The organism is Pseudoalteromonas sp. NEC-BIFX-2020_002, from assembly GCF_013002825.1.
GTDB lineage: Bacteria > Pseudomonadota > Gammaproteobacteria > Enterobacterales > Alteromonadaceae > Pseudoalteromonas > Pseudoalteromonas neustonica.
This window is the reverse complement of sequence record NZ_JABEPJ010000010.1, coordinates 71,267-90,501: the sequence shown is the minus strand read 5'-3', so window position 1 is coordinate 90,501 and position 19,235 is coordinate 71,267. Positions and strand designations below refer to the sequence as shown.

Genomic DNA, 19,235 nt, shown 5'->3' with positions numbered 1-19,235 from the left:
CCCAACGGGTTGGTTTAAAAGCGATTTATACCGCGTTATTGATTTTAACAAGGGAATAACCATTCTTTGCAATCAATGCCTTGTCTAAATCGCTTTTAATTCCAACTGAAACTCGCATTATTGTGAAATATTACACACTAAACAACGAGCATAAATACCTTGCGGATCGTTATAATCCTGTAAGCTTTCAACTTCAGCAGTTAATTGCTTAACTAAACCAGTGATTGATGCTTTATTTGATAAGGCATTTTGCAATGTACTTTGTGAGCCAATCAGTGATTTGATAGATGCATTTCCAAAAATATCTTGCATTAGTTGCTCTTCAGCAGACAGACTATGCTTAATAGTTTTAACTTCATAAAAGTCAAGCTTAGCGAGTTCTGCCGCCGCTTTAATTGCATCTTGTTTATTACCTAGTTTATCGATTAAACCAAGTTCTTGTGCCTGGCTTGCAATCCAAACGCGGCCTTGAGCAATATTATCTACTTGCTCTGGGGTCATGTTACGCGCTTCACCAACCACCTCTAAAAAGCGTTGATAAGCATCTTCAACACTTAATTGAATTACTTGTGCCATTTTTGCATTAAGTGGGCGTGCGATTGATAAACCAGCCATTTCCGTTGTAGCTACACCATCCGAGTAAACACCTAATTTAGCCATGGTATTTTCAAATGTCATAAAGTTACCGAATACACCAATTGAACCAGTGATGGTGCTAGGCGCAGCCCAAATTTCATTGGCCGCAGAAGCAATCCAATAACCACCAGACGCTGCAACTGAGCTCATTGAAGCGATCACAGGCTTACCTGCTGCTTTTAGTGCGAGCACTTCGGCACGAATAACTTCAGAGGCAAACATACTACCGCCACCTGAATCAATTCGTAGCACAACCGCTTTCACTTTTTCATCTAAACGCGCTTTACGAAGTAAGGCTGCGGTTGAATCACCACCAATTTCACCGGCTTTACGTTCACCATCAGAAATAGTGCCGCGTGCAATAACAACAGCTACTTTCTCTGTCATTGGGTTATCAAATGTAATGGGAGGTTTAATTAATGATAAATATTCTTTAAATGATACTTGATTAAAGGTCTTGCCTGTTTCTTCAGTACCGACTAACGCGATAAGTTCTTGACGAACTTGCTGATTAGTTTTTAATGAATCTACCCATTGATGCTCAAGCGCATATTTACCTGAATCACCATTGACAGCTTGCATTTTTGCAAGGAACACATCCATTGTTTCATCAAAATTTGTTTCATCAAACGGACGAGCAGCGGCCACATCTTGTTTGTATTCTTTCCACAATGCACTTAACCACACGCTGTTGGCTTCTTTGGCTGCATCTGACATATCATTACGGATAAACGGCTCAACAGCTGATTTGAATGTCCCAACACGGAATATATGCTGAGTGATACCGAGTTTTTCCAAGGCCTCTTTAAAATACAGCGGGTACATACCAAAACCTTGAATTTCGACGCCGCCATAAGGGTGCATCGATACTTCATTAGCATGAGCAGCTAAATAGTATTGCGCTTGTGAATAATAATAACCAGTGGCAATGACTTTTTTATCCGCAGCTTTGAAACGCTCTAACGCTTGGGTTATTTGCTTTAATTTATTTAAATGCGCATTTGGCATTTTTTGTAAATCTAACAAAATAACCGAAATACGTTTATCTTCAGTTGCTTGATCAATTACTTCTATTATGTCATCAAGTAAAATTTCAGCTGGCTCATCCTTACTCATTGTGGCGTCATTGATAGCCGCTCCAATTGGATCCACGTAGATTTTTTCTTCTACGATTGGACCATTGAGGTTGAGCCTAAGTACAGATGTATCTGCTACTTTAATTTCATCTCCATCACTGGCAATTGACACAATGAAAAGAATAACAATTAGCACAAATAAAAAATTGAGAACTAAGCGGCGTGAAAAGTTAATTCCTGCCCACAGTCCTTTAAACATCTTTGCAATCAAAATAGATCCTTAATTTGGTACAGCTTATATCTGACTCCATATTAGCCCAGAATAAAAATTTATTTAACTGTTAAATCGTAACTAAGTATTTACGAATGATTTTTTAACCTTGTTTATGCGAAAATGTTACATAATTTATCACTTTTGTTGCTTATTACTTGCCAATCAAGCAAAATTCGCTAATGTATAGAGGTTAGACCAGTTGATTGGGGCAGAGGATGTTAGAACAACAATTACAATTAAAACACACACAATTACGTAACCGCTTGGTAATGGGCTCAATGCATACGGGCCTTGAAGAGGGGTGGCATAACCGAAAACGCCTAAGTGCGTTTTATGAAGCGCGTGCCAAAGGTGGCACGGCAATGTTGATCACAGGTGGGTACAGCCCTAATTTACGTGGTAAATTAACGCCTATATCGTCATCTTTTAACAGCTACTATGATGTGTTTAAGCACCGCGCATACACCGATGTTGTACATCAGCATGGCGGTAAGATTTGCTTACAATTATTACATGCTGGTCGTTATGCATATCATCCATTTAATCAAGCACCGAGCGCAATTAAAGCACCTATTAATCCGTATCAGCCAAAAGCAATGTCGCTCAGTTCGATTAAAAAAACCATAAAAGACTTTGCCCATTCTGCCTATTTAGCACAAAAGGCTGGCTACGATGGCGTTGAAGTGATGGGGTCTGAAGGCTATTTGATCAATGAATTTATGGCTCCGCATACCAATAAACGCACAGATGAATACGGTGGCAATTTAGAAAATCGTATGCGCTTAGCATTAGAGATAGTCAAAGCAGTACGGGCAAAAGTAAATAAAGAATTTTTAATCATTTTTCGTTTATCAGTGATGGATTTGATCCCTAATGGGTCAACACCTGATGAAGTGACGACTCAAGCCAAAGCATTAGAGCAGGCTGGGGTCGATATATTTAATACAGGTATTGGCTGGCATGAAGCGCGAGTGCCAACAATTGCGAGTATGGTGCCGCCAGGTGCTTTTAAAGAAGCGTCAAAACGATTAAAAGAAGTTGTCAGTGTTCCAGTGATTGCTGTTAATCGTATAAACACACCGGATATTGCGAATGAAATATTAAACGCAGGTGATGCTGACTTAATTTCGATGGCGCGGCCATTACTGGCTGATCCTGAATTTTTTAATAAATACCAAGCACAGCAAAGTAAACACATTAATATTTGCATTGGCTGTAACCAAGGCTGTTTAGACCACGTATTTAAGGGTAAACGAGCGACATGCTTGGTGAATCCGCAAGCGGGATTTGAACTTGATTACCCATTAGAAGCCACATCAAAATCAAAAAATGTTTTAGTTGTTGGCGCAGGGCCCGCTGGTTTATCGGCAAGTTGCTATTTAGCACAAAAAGGCCATACGGTTACGCTGATTGATAAAAAGACAGATATGGGCGGGCAATTTAATTTAGCCATGCGAATTCCAGGTAAAGAGGATTTTAATCATACTCTACGTTATTTCATCAATGAACTTGAGCGCCTAAAAGTCACAATAACGTTAAATACAGCTTTTGCTGATGATATGCTTGAGCAATATGATGAGGTTGTATTTGCAACTGGCGTTCGCCCTCGTGAGGCAAATTTTACCTGTGCAGACAATAAACGTGTATTTTCATACGATGAAGTTATTCGTGGTGAAGTTGAGCTCGGTAACTCTATTGCGATTTTAGGCGCAGGTGGGATAGGTTTTGATATGGTTGCGTTTTTAAGTGAACATAAAGATCAAAGCATTGCTGATTTTAAATCACAGTGGGGTATTGAATGTGAGCCAAATCCTCATAAAGATAACCGACAATTATTTATGTTAAAACGAAGTGCAGGGCGCTTTGGTAGCGATCTTGGTAAAACAACAGGTTGGATACACCGACAAGTTGCAAAGCAGCATGGTGTAAAACAAATTGCTGATTGCCAATATCATCATTTTGATGATCGAGGTCTTAAAATTACAGTGGCAGGGCAAGATCAAGTGTTACCTGTCGATACCGTTATTGCGTGTATCGGGCAAGTTTCTAATAATGAATTAATGTCTCAATTACTTGATAACCCAAAGGTACATGTTATCGGCGGAGCAAAATTAGCATCTGCAATTGACGCAAAACGAGCTATTTATGAGGCATTACAAGTAGCACGAGAAATATAACTCAATTATAAGCCGTTAATCTTTCAAGGTTAAAGTTTTACTCTTAGGGGCGATTTAATCGCCCCTAAAGATTGGCACTTAGAAACGTTCAGTATTTATATGTGATTATTAGCTCATTTAAAGCTTAAATATTCGCATTGTTGTAGAATTAAACCCCACATACGCACACCTTATTGCACTTGAATGTTAATTTATATTTTTTCTGGTTGTTGGTTGAAATAAGCAACTGCTCATGGCGGTCTAAGTGATTTATAGACTATAACTAACTTAAACGTTTTGAGAAGGACTGAAATGAAAAATAAAATCATATCTTTATACCACTCTATCTTTACTAAACTTGCCGTTTTAGATGGCGCTCCTGCATTACTTTTTAGGCTTATTCTTGCGCCTGTGATGATCATTGCTGGGTATAACAAACTTGCAATTAGTGGTGATACGTCAGGTTTTTTTGAATTATTTTTAGCTTCACCCGATGTCGTCGCATGGTTTGGTAATCCTGACTGGGGTTTAGGCTTGCCATTTCCAGATTTGCTCGCATTTTTAGCCGGTTGGAGTGAGTTCTTGGGGGGATGGCTTTTGTTAGTTGGTTTATTAACACGTTTAGTTGCTATTCCACTGATGTTTACCATGGTTGTTGCAGCAACGAGTGTGCATTGGCATAACGGCTGGTTTGCTATTGCGCCAACAAACCCGGAGACAAGTGCGGCACAAGTGCTTGATTGGTTAGCTATTCCCGGTGCTAAAGAAAGCTTAGATAACTCTCTTGAAGTGAAAGATCGTATTGAAAAAATTCGTGGATTAGTCGAAGAGCATGGCTTTCCTGATTATTTATATGAAAAAGGCAAACCATCAATTTTAAATAATGGCATCGAATTTTCTGCGATCTATTTTGCCATGCTATTAAGCTTATTTTTTACGGGTGGTGGGCGTTTTGTAAGCCTTGATTATTGGTTACGAAAAAGAATTGAATAAACTAGATTAGCATAGTCGTGGCTGGGTATAACTAGAATTGAATAGGTTGCGCGTTGTATATCCAAACCAGCTCAAGGTGCAGAATTCAGCGTTTTACAAGGGCTTAATATCAAAATGTTACTTTGAAAAAATGGCTGTCCATTTTAAGAAGTAACAACGCAGAGAGTAAGTCCCTGTGAAACGCCCAAGAGCTTGGTTTAAAAAAATTTATACTGCGTTATTGATTTTAATAAAGGAATAACCATCCTCTGCAATCAATGCCTTGTCTAAATAGCTTTAATTCTAACGACACTCACCTCGGGTATATATTATACGTAGAATACTCTTCTAAGTTTGCAGAGCCTCATAATTATTGATTTATTAGTGAGTCTATAAAATAGCGCGAGAGGAAATTTTTATGCATTAGAGAGCTATCATTAATGTTTAATTTAATGTTTATCCCCACTTGTTCTACCCACCGTTGCGCTCAGTAATATCGCTGTTATTAATGCAAATTTAGACTTGAGTATAATTGCCACGCCATTTTATTGTGATACCTTATTTCAACTTTTTTATAACAATTGATCAATCATAAGAATGATAAATAAAAATATATGAATTGATCAATGCGTATTAAAAAAACAGTTTTTGAAATTAAAACAGGACGTGTTACGTGAATACTTTGTTACGAGGATTTAACCTTTTGAGTGTGGTTTTATTGTTATTTTGCTCACCTGCGTGGGCGGCAGACGGACAATTAGACCTAACAACATCTAATATTGGGTTACTTTGCATTATTATATTTTGTATTGCTTATGCAGTGGTTATGCTCGAAGAAAAACTACATTTAAGAAAATCTAAACCAGTACTCGTTGCAGCGGGATTAATCTGGATATTGATTGGCGCATACTATGTAAACCATGATATCCCTGGTATTACGGAAGTCGCATTTAGACACAACTTACTTGAGTTTGCTGAGCTAATGCTATTTTTACTGGTGGCGATGACGTATATCAACGCATTGGAAGAACGAGGTGTGTTCGACGCTTTACGCTCTTGGATGATACGCAAAGGATTTAATTATAAAAATTTATTTTGGATCACCGGATTTCTAGCGTTCTTTATATCACCGATTGCAGATAACCTGACAACGGCGTTACTAATGTGCGCGGTAGTAATGAAAGTGGCTGAAGGTGATAAACCATTTATTAACCTCAGCTGTATAAATATTGTGATTGCAGCCAATGCGGGTGGGGCATTTAGCCCGTTTGGCGATATAACCACGTTAATGGTCTGGCAGGCTGGGTTAGTCCATTTTAATGAATTTTTAGTCTTATTTTTACCCTCGTTAGTGAACTACCTTGTCCCTGCGGCAATAATGAGCTTTTATGTTGCTGATAAACAACCCACCGCAAAGTACGAAGAAGTTGAGCTTAAACGTGGTGCAGTTAGAATTTTGGTTTTATTCTTATTAACAATAGCTACAGCCGTTGCGTGTCATAGTTTTTTACATTTGCCTCCAGTGCTTGGCATGATGATGGGATTAGGATATTTACAGTTTTTTGGTTACTTTTTAAGAATGACATTACCTGGTTCTCTTGCTCGCAAAAAAGCGCATGCGGAGCAGCTAGGTGATAAAGACAGGTTAGCCAAACTTGGTAGTGTTGTACCATTTGATGTGTTTAGTAAAGTGTCACGTGCCGAGTGGGATACTTTATTGTTCTTTTACGGAATAGTAATGTGTGTAGGTGGTTTAGGCTTTTTAGGCTACTTAAATCTAATGTCTGAAATGCTCTATGGTAACTGGTCTACAACAACAGCTAATGTGTTTCTTGGTGTGATCTCGGCAGTCATTGATAATATACCTGTGATGTTTGCGGTACTATCTATGGAGCCTGACATGTCCCACGGGCAGTGGCTTTTGATCACTCTTACAGCAGGTGTAGGCGGTAGCTTATTATCGATAGGCTCTGCGGCGGGGGTTGCTTTAATGGGGCAAGCGCGCGGTTACTATACATTTTTTGGACACTTAAAGTGGACACCTGTTATCGCTTTAGGTTATGGCGCAAGTATCATGGTACATCTTTGGTTGAATGCATCACTTTTTTAAGTGGTAGTTAAACCACTTATAGGCACTGATTAAAACCAGTGCCTATAAGTCGTCTGCTCGCTTATTTATGTTTATTGTACGTTTGGTTTTTGTGCGGGTAACAATAGTTCAGGAGGCTGCATGCCCTTTAGTAGTCGGCCGTAAATATCAGCGCCAGTTATGATACGGTTTGTAGTTCCCCAAACAAGCAACACATCTTGATCAATAGCACCATCGAATGCTTTATCCACCGATTGACTCATTTTCATTTTTATCACAGCGTCACTTAAACTGGTTTTATCATCAGTAATAATAATAGGGCGGTGACAAAAACGATACGCGTCAAAGCTATCAAACTCAAACAAGGCAGCTCTTAATAAACCATCAGCATCCACGACCAGCAAAGGTTCATCATCTAAATTGGTGATTACCACCCAACGATGACCCGATTTATTAATACTTTTTAAAAAGGGATCTTCTGCTGAATTTGTGATATCAGGAATAATCGGTAAATCCATTTTTGTTTTTAGCGCGATAATTGAATCAGGATCAATTAACTCGCCTTCATCAGCAACGGTTATGGTATCTAGTTTAAAGAAGTTAAGTGCGCCAATCCCTTCGACATGATTAATATCGGTACCTTCGGCTTCAATGTGTTTTCTGATAATACTGCTTAGTTCGCTTTCAGCGAGGTAGGTAATGCCTTCTTTACCTAGCCATAGATCTAATATAATAGCCGTTGGCTTTGCAACGGGATAAAACAATATTTGATAAAAGCGGATTACCGGGGACAATAAACTTCCCATTTTTAGTGCGTTTCTTGAAAAATAAGCTTGGGGAATAATTTCACCAATAATGGTGATTGCAATTGTGGAGAATAAAAAGGCGCTGATACCTGCTAAAGCAGAATCAGATAATAGGGTCAATAAAACATTGATACCCACATTACCCCATAAAATAGTGGTTAAAAGGAAGTTTGAGTCACCTCTCAATGCGAGTATTTTTTTCGCATCTTTATTACCTTTTGTTGACTCTACTTCGAGTTGTAAACGACTCAAAGAGAAAAAAGCTAAATTTAGACCTGAAAATATGGCTGATTGCGAAATGCAAAAAACGATACCAAGCCAAAGAAAAAGATCCATAAAATGAGTTCCTAATGTGTTAGTGGCATGTACCACAAACAATAAAAGTAACACAAACCATCACATTATCAGGCATTTTTATAACTAACGGTGAGGTTTAGGCTGTTTATTAAAATTTTATGGATACTAGGTAGGGCGTGTTGACCTTTGTGGATTGAAATTTGCTCAATCTAGGGGCGATTTAATTGCAGCGCGAGGTTTGTAGCCTAGCGGGCTCGATAACTGCTCCTGCGTTATTCTACTGGCTCACATCCATGTGAGAATAAGTAAAAATCGAGCAAAGCTTCCGCGTCCTGCTCACGGCCCTTATCTACGTCCGTGTATGCAACAAAGAGTTAATCGCCCCTAGGAAAAACCCTTTGGGCAGCGCATATTTGGCATTTATACTGCGTTATCGCCTATTTATGGGGAGCAACCACACGACATAGGCGCTGCCTTGCCTAAATACCAAATAGACTGCTGCAAAATCAATCACGAAAGGTCAACACGCCCTAGCATGATTGATAAAGGGGCCAGTTATAGTTTTTGCTGATGCTATTACAGAAAGTATAAATGTGAAATATAAATAATTAGCTTAAACACGGCTTAAAAAACTGACTAACGTAATGATTTAAAATATAAAATAATTACTAAATTTTCAAAAGTATAGGCTATATACCCAAACCACCTCAAGATGCAGACTTCAGCGTTTCACAGGTGTTTAATATCAAGGCGTTACTTTGCAATAATGGCAGTCCCTTTTAAGAAGTAACAACGATGAGAGTAAGCGCCTGTGAAACGCCCAATGGGTTGGTTTAAAAGCGATTTATACTGCGTTACTTTAATAAGGGAATGATTTTAATAAGGGAACAACCATTATTTGCAATCAATGCCTTGTCTAAATCGCTTTTAATTCCAACTGAAACTGCATCTTGAGGTGGCTTGGGTATGTATTTAAGGTTAACCATGTAGCTTTTATAAAGTATCAACTCAGATTTACAAAAAATTGCGCCGTAAAAATATAATGCATTTAAAATCATGTAATTATAATTGGCTTGTGTTTTGCTTTACTAAAATACAAATACTAAAAAGGAATATTGATGACTGAACTTACCTTATCGGCTTATTATGCGCTTTATCTCTATTTGATTATGTTGTTTATCCAATGGGCTATTGCAACGTTTAGTAAAGCAAGCAAGCCAAATGCGATACCAGGGAAAATTGATGATACCCTAAGCCACGAAAGCTTTATTTTTAGAGCGCATCGTACATTTCATAACACGCTTGAAAATAGCCCTTTATTTTTAGGGACGGTGCTTTTTTCTTTTATTATTGGGTATCACAGTGCCATCTTTGCAATGTGTATTTGGGTGTACGTTGTAGCCCGTATTTTACATATGGTATTTTACTATAGCATTGCAACAGAAAAGAATCCCAGCCCACGTAGTTACTTCTTCTTAGCCGCAGTGGGAGCCAATCTTGTTATGTTGGTTATGTTGGGCTTACGTTTAGTTGCATATTAAAGCTTAAGTGAAAGCATAGTTTGATTAAAAGGAGCCCGTTTGGCTTCTTTTACTTTTTGGTTCATTCATGGGAAACACAGAATTAATTATTTTTTACAAGACGCAGGGCCAAGAGTTTATCAATAGCGAGTTTTTATTGTCAGCATCACCACAAGAACTGGCAAGTTATATTATTCAATGACTAAAGCCTGCAAGCAGTGTTATACCCACTTTAGTTAAAACGTAATCATTTTCTTATCGTTATGATAAATTACTAGTTCTACAATTGGTATTATGAAATTTCCCAGCAATAAATAATAAAGGGGGTTGAATATGTCTATTTTAAACAGGTTATTTAGATGGGAGCGCGGTAGACAGCAATCAGGTTATGACAAAATGTTACTATGTGGTGCGTTGTGGCCAATTAAGTTTGATACCTACTTACTTAAATTTCCACAAGGTAGTGAGATAGCCCCTCATACGGATAAAGTTAAATGTGGTAGGCACTATAGATTAAATATTATTTTGAAAAATGCAGAGCAAGGCGGAAACTTTATTTGTAAAAACCCACTATTTGAAACTAAACGAATCAAGTTTTTTCGACCTGATGTATCGGAGCATCAAGTATCTAAAATAGTAAAAGGGAACAGGTACTTGTTAAGCATAGGCTGGGTGAAAACCCGTTGATAATTTTAAGTTACTTGAACCGCAAAGAATTTAACTATGCCGATAGATTAAAACCTGAGCAATCTCTTTTGCTAAAAAATTTAACAAGGAAATAGTAGTATGAGATTGATAATATTGAGTTTAATCTTTTTATTTACACCTATAGTAATAGCAGAACCGATAATAGAACAAGATACGACTTACTATAAAGTCAAAGTCTCAAGTAAAGAAAAACTGCTTGAGTCGGTTAATCATGCATCGCCAATAAGAGAAAACGGGAAGGTTTTTCATGGTTATACACGTTTTGACATACGGTGGCGCTTTAATTGGGAAAAAACAGCGAAGCGATGCCGGTTAGTGCGTGTAAAAACAATATTACAACTTAAATACACAATGCCAGAACTCGATTCTGATAGCCAGCAAGTAAACACAGTATGGGCACCGTGGTATTCAAAGCTACTTCTGCATGAACAAGGTCACGGTGAGTTAGCTATTACTTTTGCTTCAAAAATAGAGGATGCGCTAAAAAGCATGCGCCCTCAGCGTGATTGTAAGACCTTATCTGATGATGCTAATACTGTAGCGTATAAGATTGTGGAACAATTGAATAAAGCAAGTGCTGCGTATGATGTAAAAACAAACCACGGTGAAACCCAAGGTGCGTGGCTTCATTCACATTTATAAACGAGGTTTTATGGGCAAACCCACGAGTACTTTCCCTGTAAATTACGAGATAAGCGTAAAGTAACGTAATAAAATGCATACAAACCCAGACAGTGCTCGACAGGTGGGGCTAGCCGTCTGTATAATTCGCGTCCTCTTTATACCGTATAATCGCACCGACTATTGTCAGGGCTGCTTTTTTTGAAATAAAAAATAGCGTGCTCGACAGTACGTGCTTAGGAAATTCATCTTGATCTCTACCGCTAATATCACCATGCAGTTTGGTGCTGAACCATTATTTGAAAACATCTCTGCTAAATTTAGTAACGGCAATCGTTATGGCCTAATTGGCGCAAATGGGTGCGGTAAGTCGACCTTTATGAAAATTCTAAATGGTTCATTAGCTCCAACATCAGGTAATGTGTCAATTGGACCAGGTCTGAAAGTAGGTAACTTGAGCCAAGATCAGTTTGCTTTTGAGCAATACTCAGTGGTTGATACCGTGATCATGGGTGACGTTGCATTGTGGGAAATTAAACAAGAACGTGACCGTATTTATTCATTGCCTGAAATGAGTGAAGCCGATGGTATGAAAGTCGCTGAACTTGAAAGTATTTTTGCAGAGATGGATGGTTACAGCGCGGAAAGTCGTGCAGGTGACATTTTATTAAAAGCAGGTATAGAAGAAGAGTTTCATTTTGGTCTAATGTCACAAGTCGCCCCTGGCTGGAAATTACGTGTGTTATTAGCGCAGGCTTTATTTGCAAATCCAGATATATTATTACTGGATGAGCCAACCAATAACTTGGACATCCACACAATCAGCTGGTTAGAGCATGAACTTAACCAACGTAAATGTACCATGATTATTATTTCTCATGACCGTTATTTTTTAAATGCAGTATGTACTCATATGGCCGATATTGATTACGGTGAACTGCGTATTTACCCTGGTAACTATGAGAAATTCATTGAAGCATCAACACTTATTCGTGATCAGTTACTCGCTGGTAATGCCAAAAAGCAATCTGAGATTGAAGAGCTACAAGATTTCGTAAATCGTTTTGGTGCCAACGCATCAAAAGCTAAACAAGCGAGTTCACGTGCAAAGCGTATGGATAAAATTAGCTTAGATGAAGTGAAATCATCTAGCCGCATGGCACCTTCACTGTATTTTGATGAAGGTAAAAAGATGCACCGCCAAGCATTGATTTTAGAAGATTTTGGTCATGGTTTTGATGGCGAAGTACTGTTTGAAAATGGTGAGCTAATTTTAGAAGCTGGTTCTAAACTAGCCATCATCGGCGAAAACGGTGTTGGTAAATCAACCTTCATTCGCTGTTTAGTGGGGGAGCTTGAAGCGAATCATGGCGTGGTTAAATGGTCAGAAAACGCATCTGTAGGCTATTGCCCTCAAGATAGCAGTAAAGACTTTGATAATGACTTAACTTTATTTGATTGGATGTCACAATGGCGCACGGCCAAACATAATGATTTAATGGTACGTGGCATGTTAGGACGGTTGTTGTTTACTGCTGATGACTCTAACAAGAAAGCTAAAAACTGTTCGGGTGGTGAGAAAAACCGCCTATTATTTGGCAAGCTAATGATGCAAGACGTAAATGTGTTGATAATGGATGAGCCAACCAATCACATGGATATGGAAGCTATTGAAGCGCTAAACAATGCATTAAAAGGCTTCGAAGGCACATTGATTTTTGTAAGCCATGACCGTGAGTTTGTATCGTCATTGGCGACTCGTATTATCGATATTCGTGATAAAGAAGTTGTGAATTTCCACGGTACATTTAATGAATTCATGGCAAGTCAGCAAGAACAAGCGAATATCCAAGCTGTAAAGTGATATTTTGCTAGGAAACCAATCTTGAATTCAAATTCAGTGCCAGTCAGCTATTAATTAATACTGACTGGTGCTTCTATGTCTAGGGTCTCTTACGTTGCATGAACTCATTGGTGAGTTTGGTGCTAAACTTTACTGAAGTTAATTTCAATCCGCAATAATACTAAGTCATTTTGAGGTATCAAACCTGACGCTAACGGCGTTAAAAATTTCTTATTTAGAACAACTAAATGACGATATTTTTGCCTTGTTATCGACAAGGTTTTTTTGCCACAAAATAGATCTCATAATTAAGAAAATTGGAATAATTTGAGTCGGTATTGAAAAAGATGGATCTTTGTATTAGGCACAAAAAAGGCGCTCACTTTAACAGTGAACGCCTTTTTTAATTTTAACCGATACTTATATTAATTTAGCTAATATATCGTTAAATGTAGTGCTTGGACGCATTGCTTCGAATGCTGCAGCATCATTTGGTTGGAAATAACCACCGATGTTTACTGCCGGACCTTGTGCGTCATTAAGTTCATTAATGATTTGCTCTTTATTGCTTTCTAAATCGCTGGCGATTTGAGTAAACTGTGCTTTAAGTTCACTGTCGTCGTCTTGCTTAGCAAGCTCTTGCGCCCAGAATAAAGATAAGAAGAAATGAGAACCACGGTTATCAATTTCTTTCACTTTACGCGAAGGCGATTTATTTTCAGCAAGGAAAGTTCCTGTTGCTTTATCAAGCGTATCAGCAAGTACTTGTGCTTTGTTGTTACCCGTTGTAGTGCTCAGGTGCTCAAGTGATGCGGCAAGTGCTAAAAATTCACCCAAAGAATCCCAACGTAAGTGGTTTTCTTTTTCGAACTGTTGTACGTGCTTAGGTGCAGAACCACCCGCGCCAGTTTCAAATAAACCGCCGCCATTCATAAGAGGCACGATTGACAGCATTTTAGCGCTTGTACCAAGCTCTAGAATTGGGAATAAATCAGTAAGGTAATCGCGTAGCACGTTACCCGTTACTGAAATAGTGTCTAGGCCGTCTTTAATACGTGCAAGAGAGAATAACGTAGCTTCAAGTGGCGCTAAAATTTGGATATCAAGGCCAGAAGTATCATGGTTTGGTAAATATGCATTTACTTTTTTGATGATTTGCGCATCGTGTGCACGGTTTTCATCAAGCCAGAAAATTGCAGGGTTACCCGTAGCACGTGCGCGATTAACCGCTAACTTAACCCAATCTTGGATTGGTGCATCTTTAACCTGACACATGCGCCAGATATCGCCTTGCTCAACACTGTGCTCAAGTAAAGTTGTGCCATTTGTATCTACAACACGAATGACACCGTTTGCAGGTGCTTCAAACGTTTTGTCGTGTGAACCATACTCTTCCGCTTTTTGGGCCATTAGGCCTACGTTTGGTACGCTACCCATAGTGGTAGGATCAAATGCGCCATGCTCTTTACAAAAATCAATCGTTGCTTGATATACACTTGAATAACAACGATCAGGAATTACAAAGCTAGTATCTTGTAATTTACCTTCGTTATTCCACATTTGGCCGCTTGAACGGATAGCTGCAGGCATAGATGCATCGATGATCACATCACTTGGTACGTGAAGGTTAGTGATGCCACGATCAGAATCAACCATTGCAATTGCAGGGCGAGTTGCATAAACAGCGTCAATATCAGCTTCGATTTCAGTGCGTTTTGCATCATCTAAAGTTTGAATTTTAGCGTAAACATCACCCAGGCCATTGTTTACATCAACACCTAGCTCAGCAAATAAAGCACCGTGCTTTGCAAAAACATCTTTATAGAATACTTTTACTGCGTGGCCAAAGATGATTGGATCAGACACTTTCATCATGGTTGCTTTCATATGTAATGAAAACAAGATGCCTTTTTCTTTCGCTACTTCAATTTCTGCAGCTAAGAATGCTTGTAATTTAGCAACACTAATTGAAGATGCGTCAATTACTTCGCCAGCTAGTAGCGGTGTGCTTGCCTTAAGTACAGATACATCACCATTTGCAGCAACATGTTCAATACGTACATCTGTTGCAGCATCAACAGTTACTGATTGCTCAGAACCAAAAAAGTCGCCTTCACTCATACTAGCTACATAAGAAGCTGAATCTTTGCTCCATGCGCCCATTGAATGAGGATTATTACGTGCATATTCTTTTACAGAACCAGGCGCACGACGGTCAGAGTTACCTTCACGTAATACAGGGTTTACTGCGCTACCTTTGATTTTGTCGTATGTAGCTTGAATTGCTTTTTCTTCGTCTGTTTTAGGCTCAGCAGGGTAATCTGGAAGTGCATAACCTTTTTCTTGTAGTTCTTTGATAACAGAACGTAATTGTGGAACAGAAGCACTGATATTAGGCAGTTTGATGATGTTAGCTTCAGGTGTTTTAGCAAGCTCACCTAATTCAGCAAGTGCATCGCCAATGCGTTGTTCTTGCGTTAAATACTCAGGGAAGTTAGCAATAACACGACCAGCTAAAGAGATGTCACGTGTTTCAACTTCAACGCCAGCGGCATTAGTATAAGCTTGGATGATCGGCAGCAGCGAGTAAGTTGCTAGCGCCGGAGCTTCGTCTGTTTTAGTGTAGATAATTTTTGATGTCATCATCATTCCTAGATAGTAGGCATAAAAGCCATATTCAACAATGCAAAGAATACCATCGCTATCATGCAAGCACGATTGAGCAATAGTCAGTCTGTTAGGTGTTAATACTGTAAGTCCTTTGCACTATGCAATGGACGTGATAAATAACCACACCTGACGAACTGTATTAAATTTACTGTAATTTTGTAGCCAATTAAATGATCCATTAGCATAGGTATTGCCACTTAAAGAGCTATGTAAGGCCGTTTTTAAGCACAAAGAGTGTAACAAGCTTGGCACAAAAGGGCTAATAACAAATAGGACATGGGGTTATTAAAAAAGAATTTCAAGAGGAAGGGCAGTTTTTGTTCATTAAGAACGTTTAATTTCTAACTATATCGGGTTATTTTTACATTAAAACACGTTTGATGAAGAAAATTGTAGGGAGAATTAAGCGAGGATCTTTACAGAACGCTCGCTTTAGTCGAATATTTATACAGCTACACTAACTCTTCGTTAGGAGCGATATTAGTTGCATGCATGCCTTTTGGGCCTTGCTGCAATTCGAATGTTACATCTTGACCAGCTTTAAGCGTTTTATAACCGTCCATTACAATCGTTGAGTAATGGGCGAATATGTCATTCTCGCAGCCGTCTTCCACGATGAAACCAAAACCTTTGGCGTTGTTGAACCATTTGACTTTACCACAAGCCATACTTCTACATCCTTCTATAAGTTGACTAATTTAGTTATTCTAAACCGTATAGTTTGATAGACTGACTAAGGTTTAATCAATCTACAATTGACTGTAGTTTATTTCGCCGATCAGTCAAGTGTTTTAAACTATTTTTTAACATTTAATTTATTTTTAATTCAAGTTTGCTTGAGTTCCAAAGACAAGACTATATTTAATTATGAGTGGCATGAAAGATTCGGATGTTTTAGATACTGTTCGCGATAGTGAAAAGCAAAAATTGCAACCACCGCGAAAGTATAAAGTCATTTTAAATAATGATGATTACACGCCAATGGACTTTGTAATAGAAGTACTTACGACGTTTTTTAATATGGATAGCGATAGAGCAACAGATGTGATGCTTCAGGTTCATCAGAATGGTCGCGCTATTTGCGGTGTTTATACAGCCGATGTAGCGTATTCCAAAGTTGACCAAGTTAATCGTTACGCACGTGATAACGAGCATCCACTGCTATGTAGTTGTGAGCAGGAATAATACCAAGGTAGGGTGATCAGAATACCCATCACAACGGTATATTTATTTATCTCAGTAAGGGGTTGCCAATGCTAAACAAAGACTTAGAACTAACTTTAAACGCGGCGTTTCGTGAAGCGCGTACACGCCGCCATGAATTCATGACAGTGGAGCATTTATTGCTTGCGCTGATCGATAATCCCTCTGCAGGCGAGGCATTAATCGCATGCGCAGTGGATATGGCTGCACTAAAAACAGAGTTATCAGAATTTATTGATGAAACAACACCCGTTATTCCAGATCTGGAAGATGAGCGTGAGACTCAGCCAACACTTGGCTTTCAGCGTGTTTTACAACGAGCTGTGTTTCATGTGCAATCATCAGGAAAAAATGAAGTAACAGGCGTAAATGTATTAGTTGCTATTTTTTCTGAGCAAGAAAGCCAAGCGGTTTATTTACTGAAGAAAAGCGATATTTCACGGTTAGATATTGTTAACTTTATTTCACATGGTATAGCTAAATCAGATGATGAAATAGGTGGTGAAGAGTCAGACGATATTCATGAAGAAGTGCAAGGTGCACAAGGTGAAGAACCAAGTAAATTAGATAATTTTACGACTAATTTAAATGTGCAAGCCCGTGAAGGGAATATTGATCCGCTCGTAGGGCGCGATAGTGAGGTTGAACGTACGGTTCAAGTTTTATGTCGTCGTAAAAAGAACAATCCGCTACTCGTAGGTGAAGCAGGCGTTGGTAAAACAGCCATTGCTGAAGGTTTAGCTTATCGGATTGTTAATGAACAAGTGCCGGAGGTCATTGCAGATGCCGTTGTATATTCATTAGATATGGGCGCTTTACTTGCAGGGACTAAATATCGAGGCGATTTTGAAAAACGCTTCAAAGCATTACTAAAAGAGCTTCAAGCAAAGCCTGGCGCGATTTTATTTATAGATGAGATTCATACCATCATTGGTGCCGGCGCAGCCTCTGGTGGCGTTATGGACGCATCTAACCTACTTAAACCGCTGCTTTCGAGTGGCAAGTTACGTTGTATGGGGTCGACTACATATAACGAGTATAAAAATATCTTTGAAAAAGATCGTGCTTTAGTGCGTCGTTTCCAAAAAATTGATGTACTTGAACCAAGCGTGGCAGACACGACTAAAATTCTAAATGGTCTAAAAGAGCGTTATGAAGAGCACCATGGTATTCGCTATACGCAAAAAGCGTTAAAGGCAGCAGCTGAGCTTAGTGCTAAATATATTAATGAGCGTCATTTACCAGATAAAGCGATTGATGTTATTGATGAAGCGGGCGCGAGTCAGCGTTTACAGCCAATCTCTAAACGTAAGAAGACCATTGGTGTTGCCGATATAGAATTGATTGTTGCCAAAATGGCGCGTATTCCACAACAAAGTGTGTCATCAAGTGACAAAGAGACGTTAAAAAATCTTGACCGTAACCTGAAGATGTTAGTGTTTGGACAAGATCAATCAATTGATGCATTAACGTCGGCAATTCGGTTATCTCGTTCTGGCTTATCAAGCGAAGATAAACCGGTAGGCTCATTCTTGTTTGCAGGCCCGACGGGTGTTGGTAAAACAGAAGTGACTAAGCAACTTGCAAAGTGCATGGGTGTTGAGTTTATTCGATTTGATATGTCAGAGTATGTTGAGCGCCATGCCGTGAGTCGTTTGATCGGAGCACCGCCAGGGTATGTTGGTTTTGAACAAGGTGGCTTACTAACCGAAGCTGTTATCAAAAATCCACACTCAGTTGTATTGCTTGATGAAATTGAAAAAGCGCATTCTGATATTTACAACATTCTGTTGCAAGTAATGGATCATGGCACTTTAACTGACAACAATGGACGTAAGGCTGACTTTAGAAACGTTGTTGTTGTTATGACCACTAATGCGGGCGTACAAGAAACAGTGCGTAAATCAATTGGTTTTACTGATCAAGATCATTCGCATGACGCGATGAGCGAAATTAATAAAGTATTTTCACCGGAGTTTAGAAACCGTTTAGATAACATTATTTGGTTTAATCATTTAGACCGTGATGTAACCTTACTGGTTGTTGATAAATTTATTGTTGAGCTTCAAGCACAACTGGATAAAAAATCAGTTAACCTTGAGCTTACTTCTAAAGCGCGTGAATGGCTTGCAGATAAAGGTTATGACAAAGCAATGGGTGCACGCCCAATGGGACGGGTGATCCAAGAGCAGCTTAAAAAGCCACTAGCCAATGAAATTTTATTTGGTGCACTTATTGATGGTGGAACAGTGAAAGTATCGCTTAAAGATAAAAAACTTCGTTTTGATTATGAAACGAATTTAACCCCTGCATAAAAGCGTTTGTGATAACGCAGATAACAAAAAGCCCAGCAAATGCTGGGCT

General features: G+C 38.9%; 13 protein-coding genes. 9 read left to right on the top strand and 4 right to left on the bottom strand.

All coding sequences use genetic code 11. From position 1 onward, the window contains the following. Window positions 1-117 precede the first annotated feature (117 nt). Window positions 118-1,983 (bottom strand): signal peptide peptidase SppA, encoded by a 1,866-nt coding sequence (gene sppA / locus HJP15_RS12630; protein WP_054204696.1) that lies wholly within the window; start codon window positions 1,981-1,983, stop codon window positions 118-120. 218 nt (window positions 1,984-2,201) lie between these two features. On the opposite strand from sppA, the gene HJP15_RS12625 reads away from it, so the two are divergent. The 3 genes from HJP15_RS12625 to nhaD all read left to right on the top strand — a co-directional run bounded on the left by HJP15_RS12625 (window position 2,202) and on the right by nhaD (window position 7,224). Then, entirely contained in the window at window positions 2,202-4,163 is a 1,962-nt protein-coding gene (locus tag HJP15_RS12625) for an oxidoreductase (protein ID WP_054204695.1), read from the top strand. A 291-nt stretch (window positions 4,164-4,454) separates the two neighbouring features. Continuing rightward, complete coding sequence (locus tag HJP15_RS12620) at window positions 4,455-5,135, top strand: HvfX family Cu-binding RiPP maturation protein (RefSeq protein WP_054204694.1); 681 nt, start codon at window positions 4,455-4,457, stop codon at window positions 5,133-5,135. A gap of 682 nt (window positions 5,136-5,817) precedes the next feature. Then, window positions 5,818-7,224, top strand: a complete 1,407-nt coding sequence (nhaD, locus tag HJP15_RS12615) for a sodium:proton antiporter NhaD (protein WP_249118495.1) — start codon at window positions 5,818-5,820, stop codon at window positions 7,222-7,224. Between the two features lie 71 nt (window positions 7,225-7,295). Here the strand turns inward: nhaD and HJP15_RS12610 are convergent, their stop codons facing one another. Next, the gene (locus HJP15_RS12610) at window positions 7,296-8,345 is read right to left on the bottom strand and encodes a DUF21 domain-containing protein (RefSeq protein WP_169327387.1); all 1,050 of its coding nucleotides are present in this window, start codon (window positions 8,343-8,345) and stop codon (window positions 7,296-7,298) included. 1,079 nt (window positions 8,346-9,424) lie between these two features. On the opposite strand from HJP15_RS12610, the gene HJP15_RS12605 reads away from it, so the two are divergent. The 4 genes from HJP15_RS12605 (at window position 9,425) to HJP15_RS12590 (ending at window position 13,019) form a co-directional block, all read left to right on the top strand. Beyond that, window positions 9,425-9,847: an MAPEG family protein gene (locus tag HJP15_RS12605; protein WP_169327386.1), complete on the top strand. Its 423-nt coding sequence runs from the start codon at window positions 9,425-9,427 to the stop codon at window positions 9,845-9,847. Between the two features lie 312 nt (window positions 9,848-10,159). Further along, the gene (locus tag HJP15_RS12600; protein WP_170173930.1) at window positions 10,160-10,513 is read left to right on the top strand and encodes a 2OG-Fe(II) oxygenase; all 354 of its coding nucleotides are present in this window, start codon (window positions 10,160-10,162) and stop codon (window positions 10,511-10,513) included. Between the two features lie 99 nt (window positions 10,514-10,612). Further along, a complete protein-coding gene (locus HJP15_RS12595) occupies window positions 10,613-11,176 on the top strand; it encodes a DUF922 domain-containing Zn-dependent protease (RefSeq protein WP_170173929.1) in 564 nt (187 codons plus the stop codon). A 229-nt stretch (window positions 11,177-11,405) separates the two neighbouring features. Next, window positions 11,406-13,019, top strand: coding sequence for an ABC-F family ATPase (locus HJP15_RS12590; protein ID WP_170173928.1), 1,614 nt, complete (start codon window positions 11,406-11,408; stop codon window positions 13,017-13,019). A 399-nt stretch (window positions 13,020-13,418) separates the two neighbouring features. Here HJP15_RS12590 and HJP15_RS12585 read toward each other — a convergent pair whose 3' ends face one another. After that, a complete protein-coding gene (locus tag HJP15_RS12585) occupies window positions 13,419-15,641 on the bottom strand; it encodes an NADP-dependent isocitrate dehydrogenase (protein WP_054204686.1) in 2,223 nt (740 codons plus the stop codon). Between the two features lie 479 nt (window positions 15,642-16,120). Further along, on the bottom strand, window positions 16,121-16,336 hold the full coding sequence (gene cspD, locus HJP15_RS12580; protein WP_054204685.1) for a cold shock domain-containing protein CspD: 216 nt from the start codon (window positions 16,334-16,336) through the stop codon (window positions 16,121-16,123). 208 nt (window positions 16,337-16,544) lie between these two features. On the opposite strand from cspD, the gene clpS reads away from it, so the two are divergent. Together clpS and clpA are read left to right on the top strand one after the other, a co-directional pair. Then, window positions 16,545-16,853: an ATP-dependent Clp protease adapter ClpS gene (gene clpS / locus HJP15_RS12575; RefSeq protein WP_170173927.1), complete on the top strand. Its 309-nt coding sequence runs from the start codon at window positions 16,545-16,547 to the stop codon at window positions 16,851-16,853. A 68-nt stretch (window positions 16,854-16,921) separates the two neighbouring features. After that, window positions 16,922-19,186 carry an ATP-dependent Clp protease ATP-binding subunit ClpA gene (gene clpA, locus HJP15_RS12570; RefSeq protein ID WP_054204683.1) on the top strand — a complete coding sequence of 755 codons (2,265 nt, stop codon included), beginning with the start codon at window positions 16,922-16,924 and terminating at the stop codon, window positions 19,184-19,186. The last annotated feature ends 49 nt before the right edge of the window (window positions 19,187-19,235 follow it).

Excerpts from the sequence above, each read along its gene's own strand:
- HJP15_RS12610 (WP_169327387.1), bottom strand. The coding sequence starts at position 8,345 with ATGGATCTTTTTCTTTGGCTTGGTATCGTTTTTTGCATTTCGCAATCA.
- HJP15_RS12625 (WP_054204695.1), top strand. The coding sequence starts at position 2,202 with ATGTTAGAACAACAATTACAATTAAAACACACACAATTACGTAACCGC.
- HJP15_RS12605 (WP_169327386.1), top strand. The coding sequence starts at position 9,425 with ATGACTGAACTTACCTTATCGGCTTATTATGCGCTTTATCTCTATTTG.
- HJP15_RS12620 (WP_054204694.1), top strand. The coding sequence starts at position 4,455 with ATGAAAAATAAAATCATATCTTTATACCACTCTATCTTTACTAAACTT.
- clpS (WP_170173927.1), top strand. The coding sequence starts at position 16,545 with ATGAAAGATTCGGATGTTTTAGATACTGTTCGCGATAGTGAAAAGCAA.
- cspD (WP_054204685.1), bottom strand. The coding sequence starts at position 16,336 with ATGGCTTGTGGTAAAGTCAAATGGTTCAACAACGCCAAAGGTTTTGGT.
- HJP15_RS12595 (WP_170173929.1), top strand. The coding sequence starts at position 10,613 with ATGAGATTGATAATATTGAGTTTAATCTTTTTATTTACACCTATAGTA.
- HJP15_RS12585 (WP_054204686.1), bottom strand. The coding sequence starts at position 15,641 with ATGACATCAAAAATTATCTACACTAAAACAGACGAAGCTCCGGCGCTA.
- clpA (WP_054204683.1), top strand. The coding sequence starts at position 16,922 with ATGCTAAACAAAGACTTAGAACTAACTTTAAACGCGGCGTTTCGTGAA.
- HJP15_RS12600 (WP_170173930.1), top strand. The coding sequence starts at position 10,160 with ATGTCTATTTTAAACAGGTTATTTAGATGGGAGCGCGGTAGACAGCAA.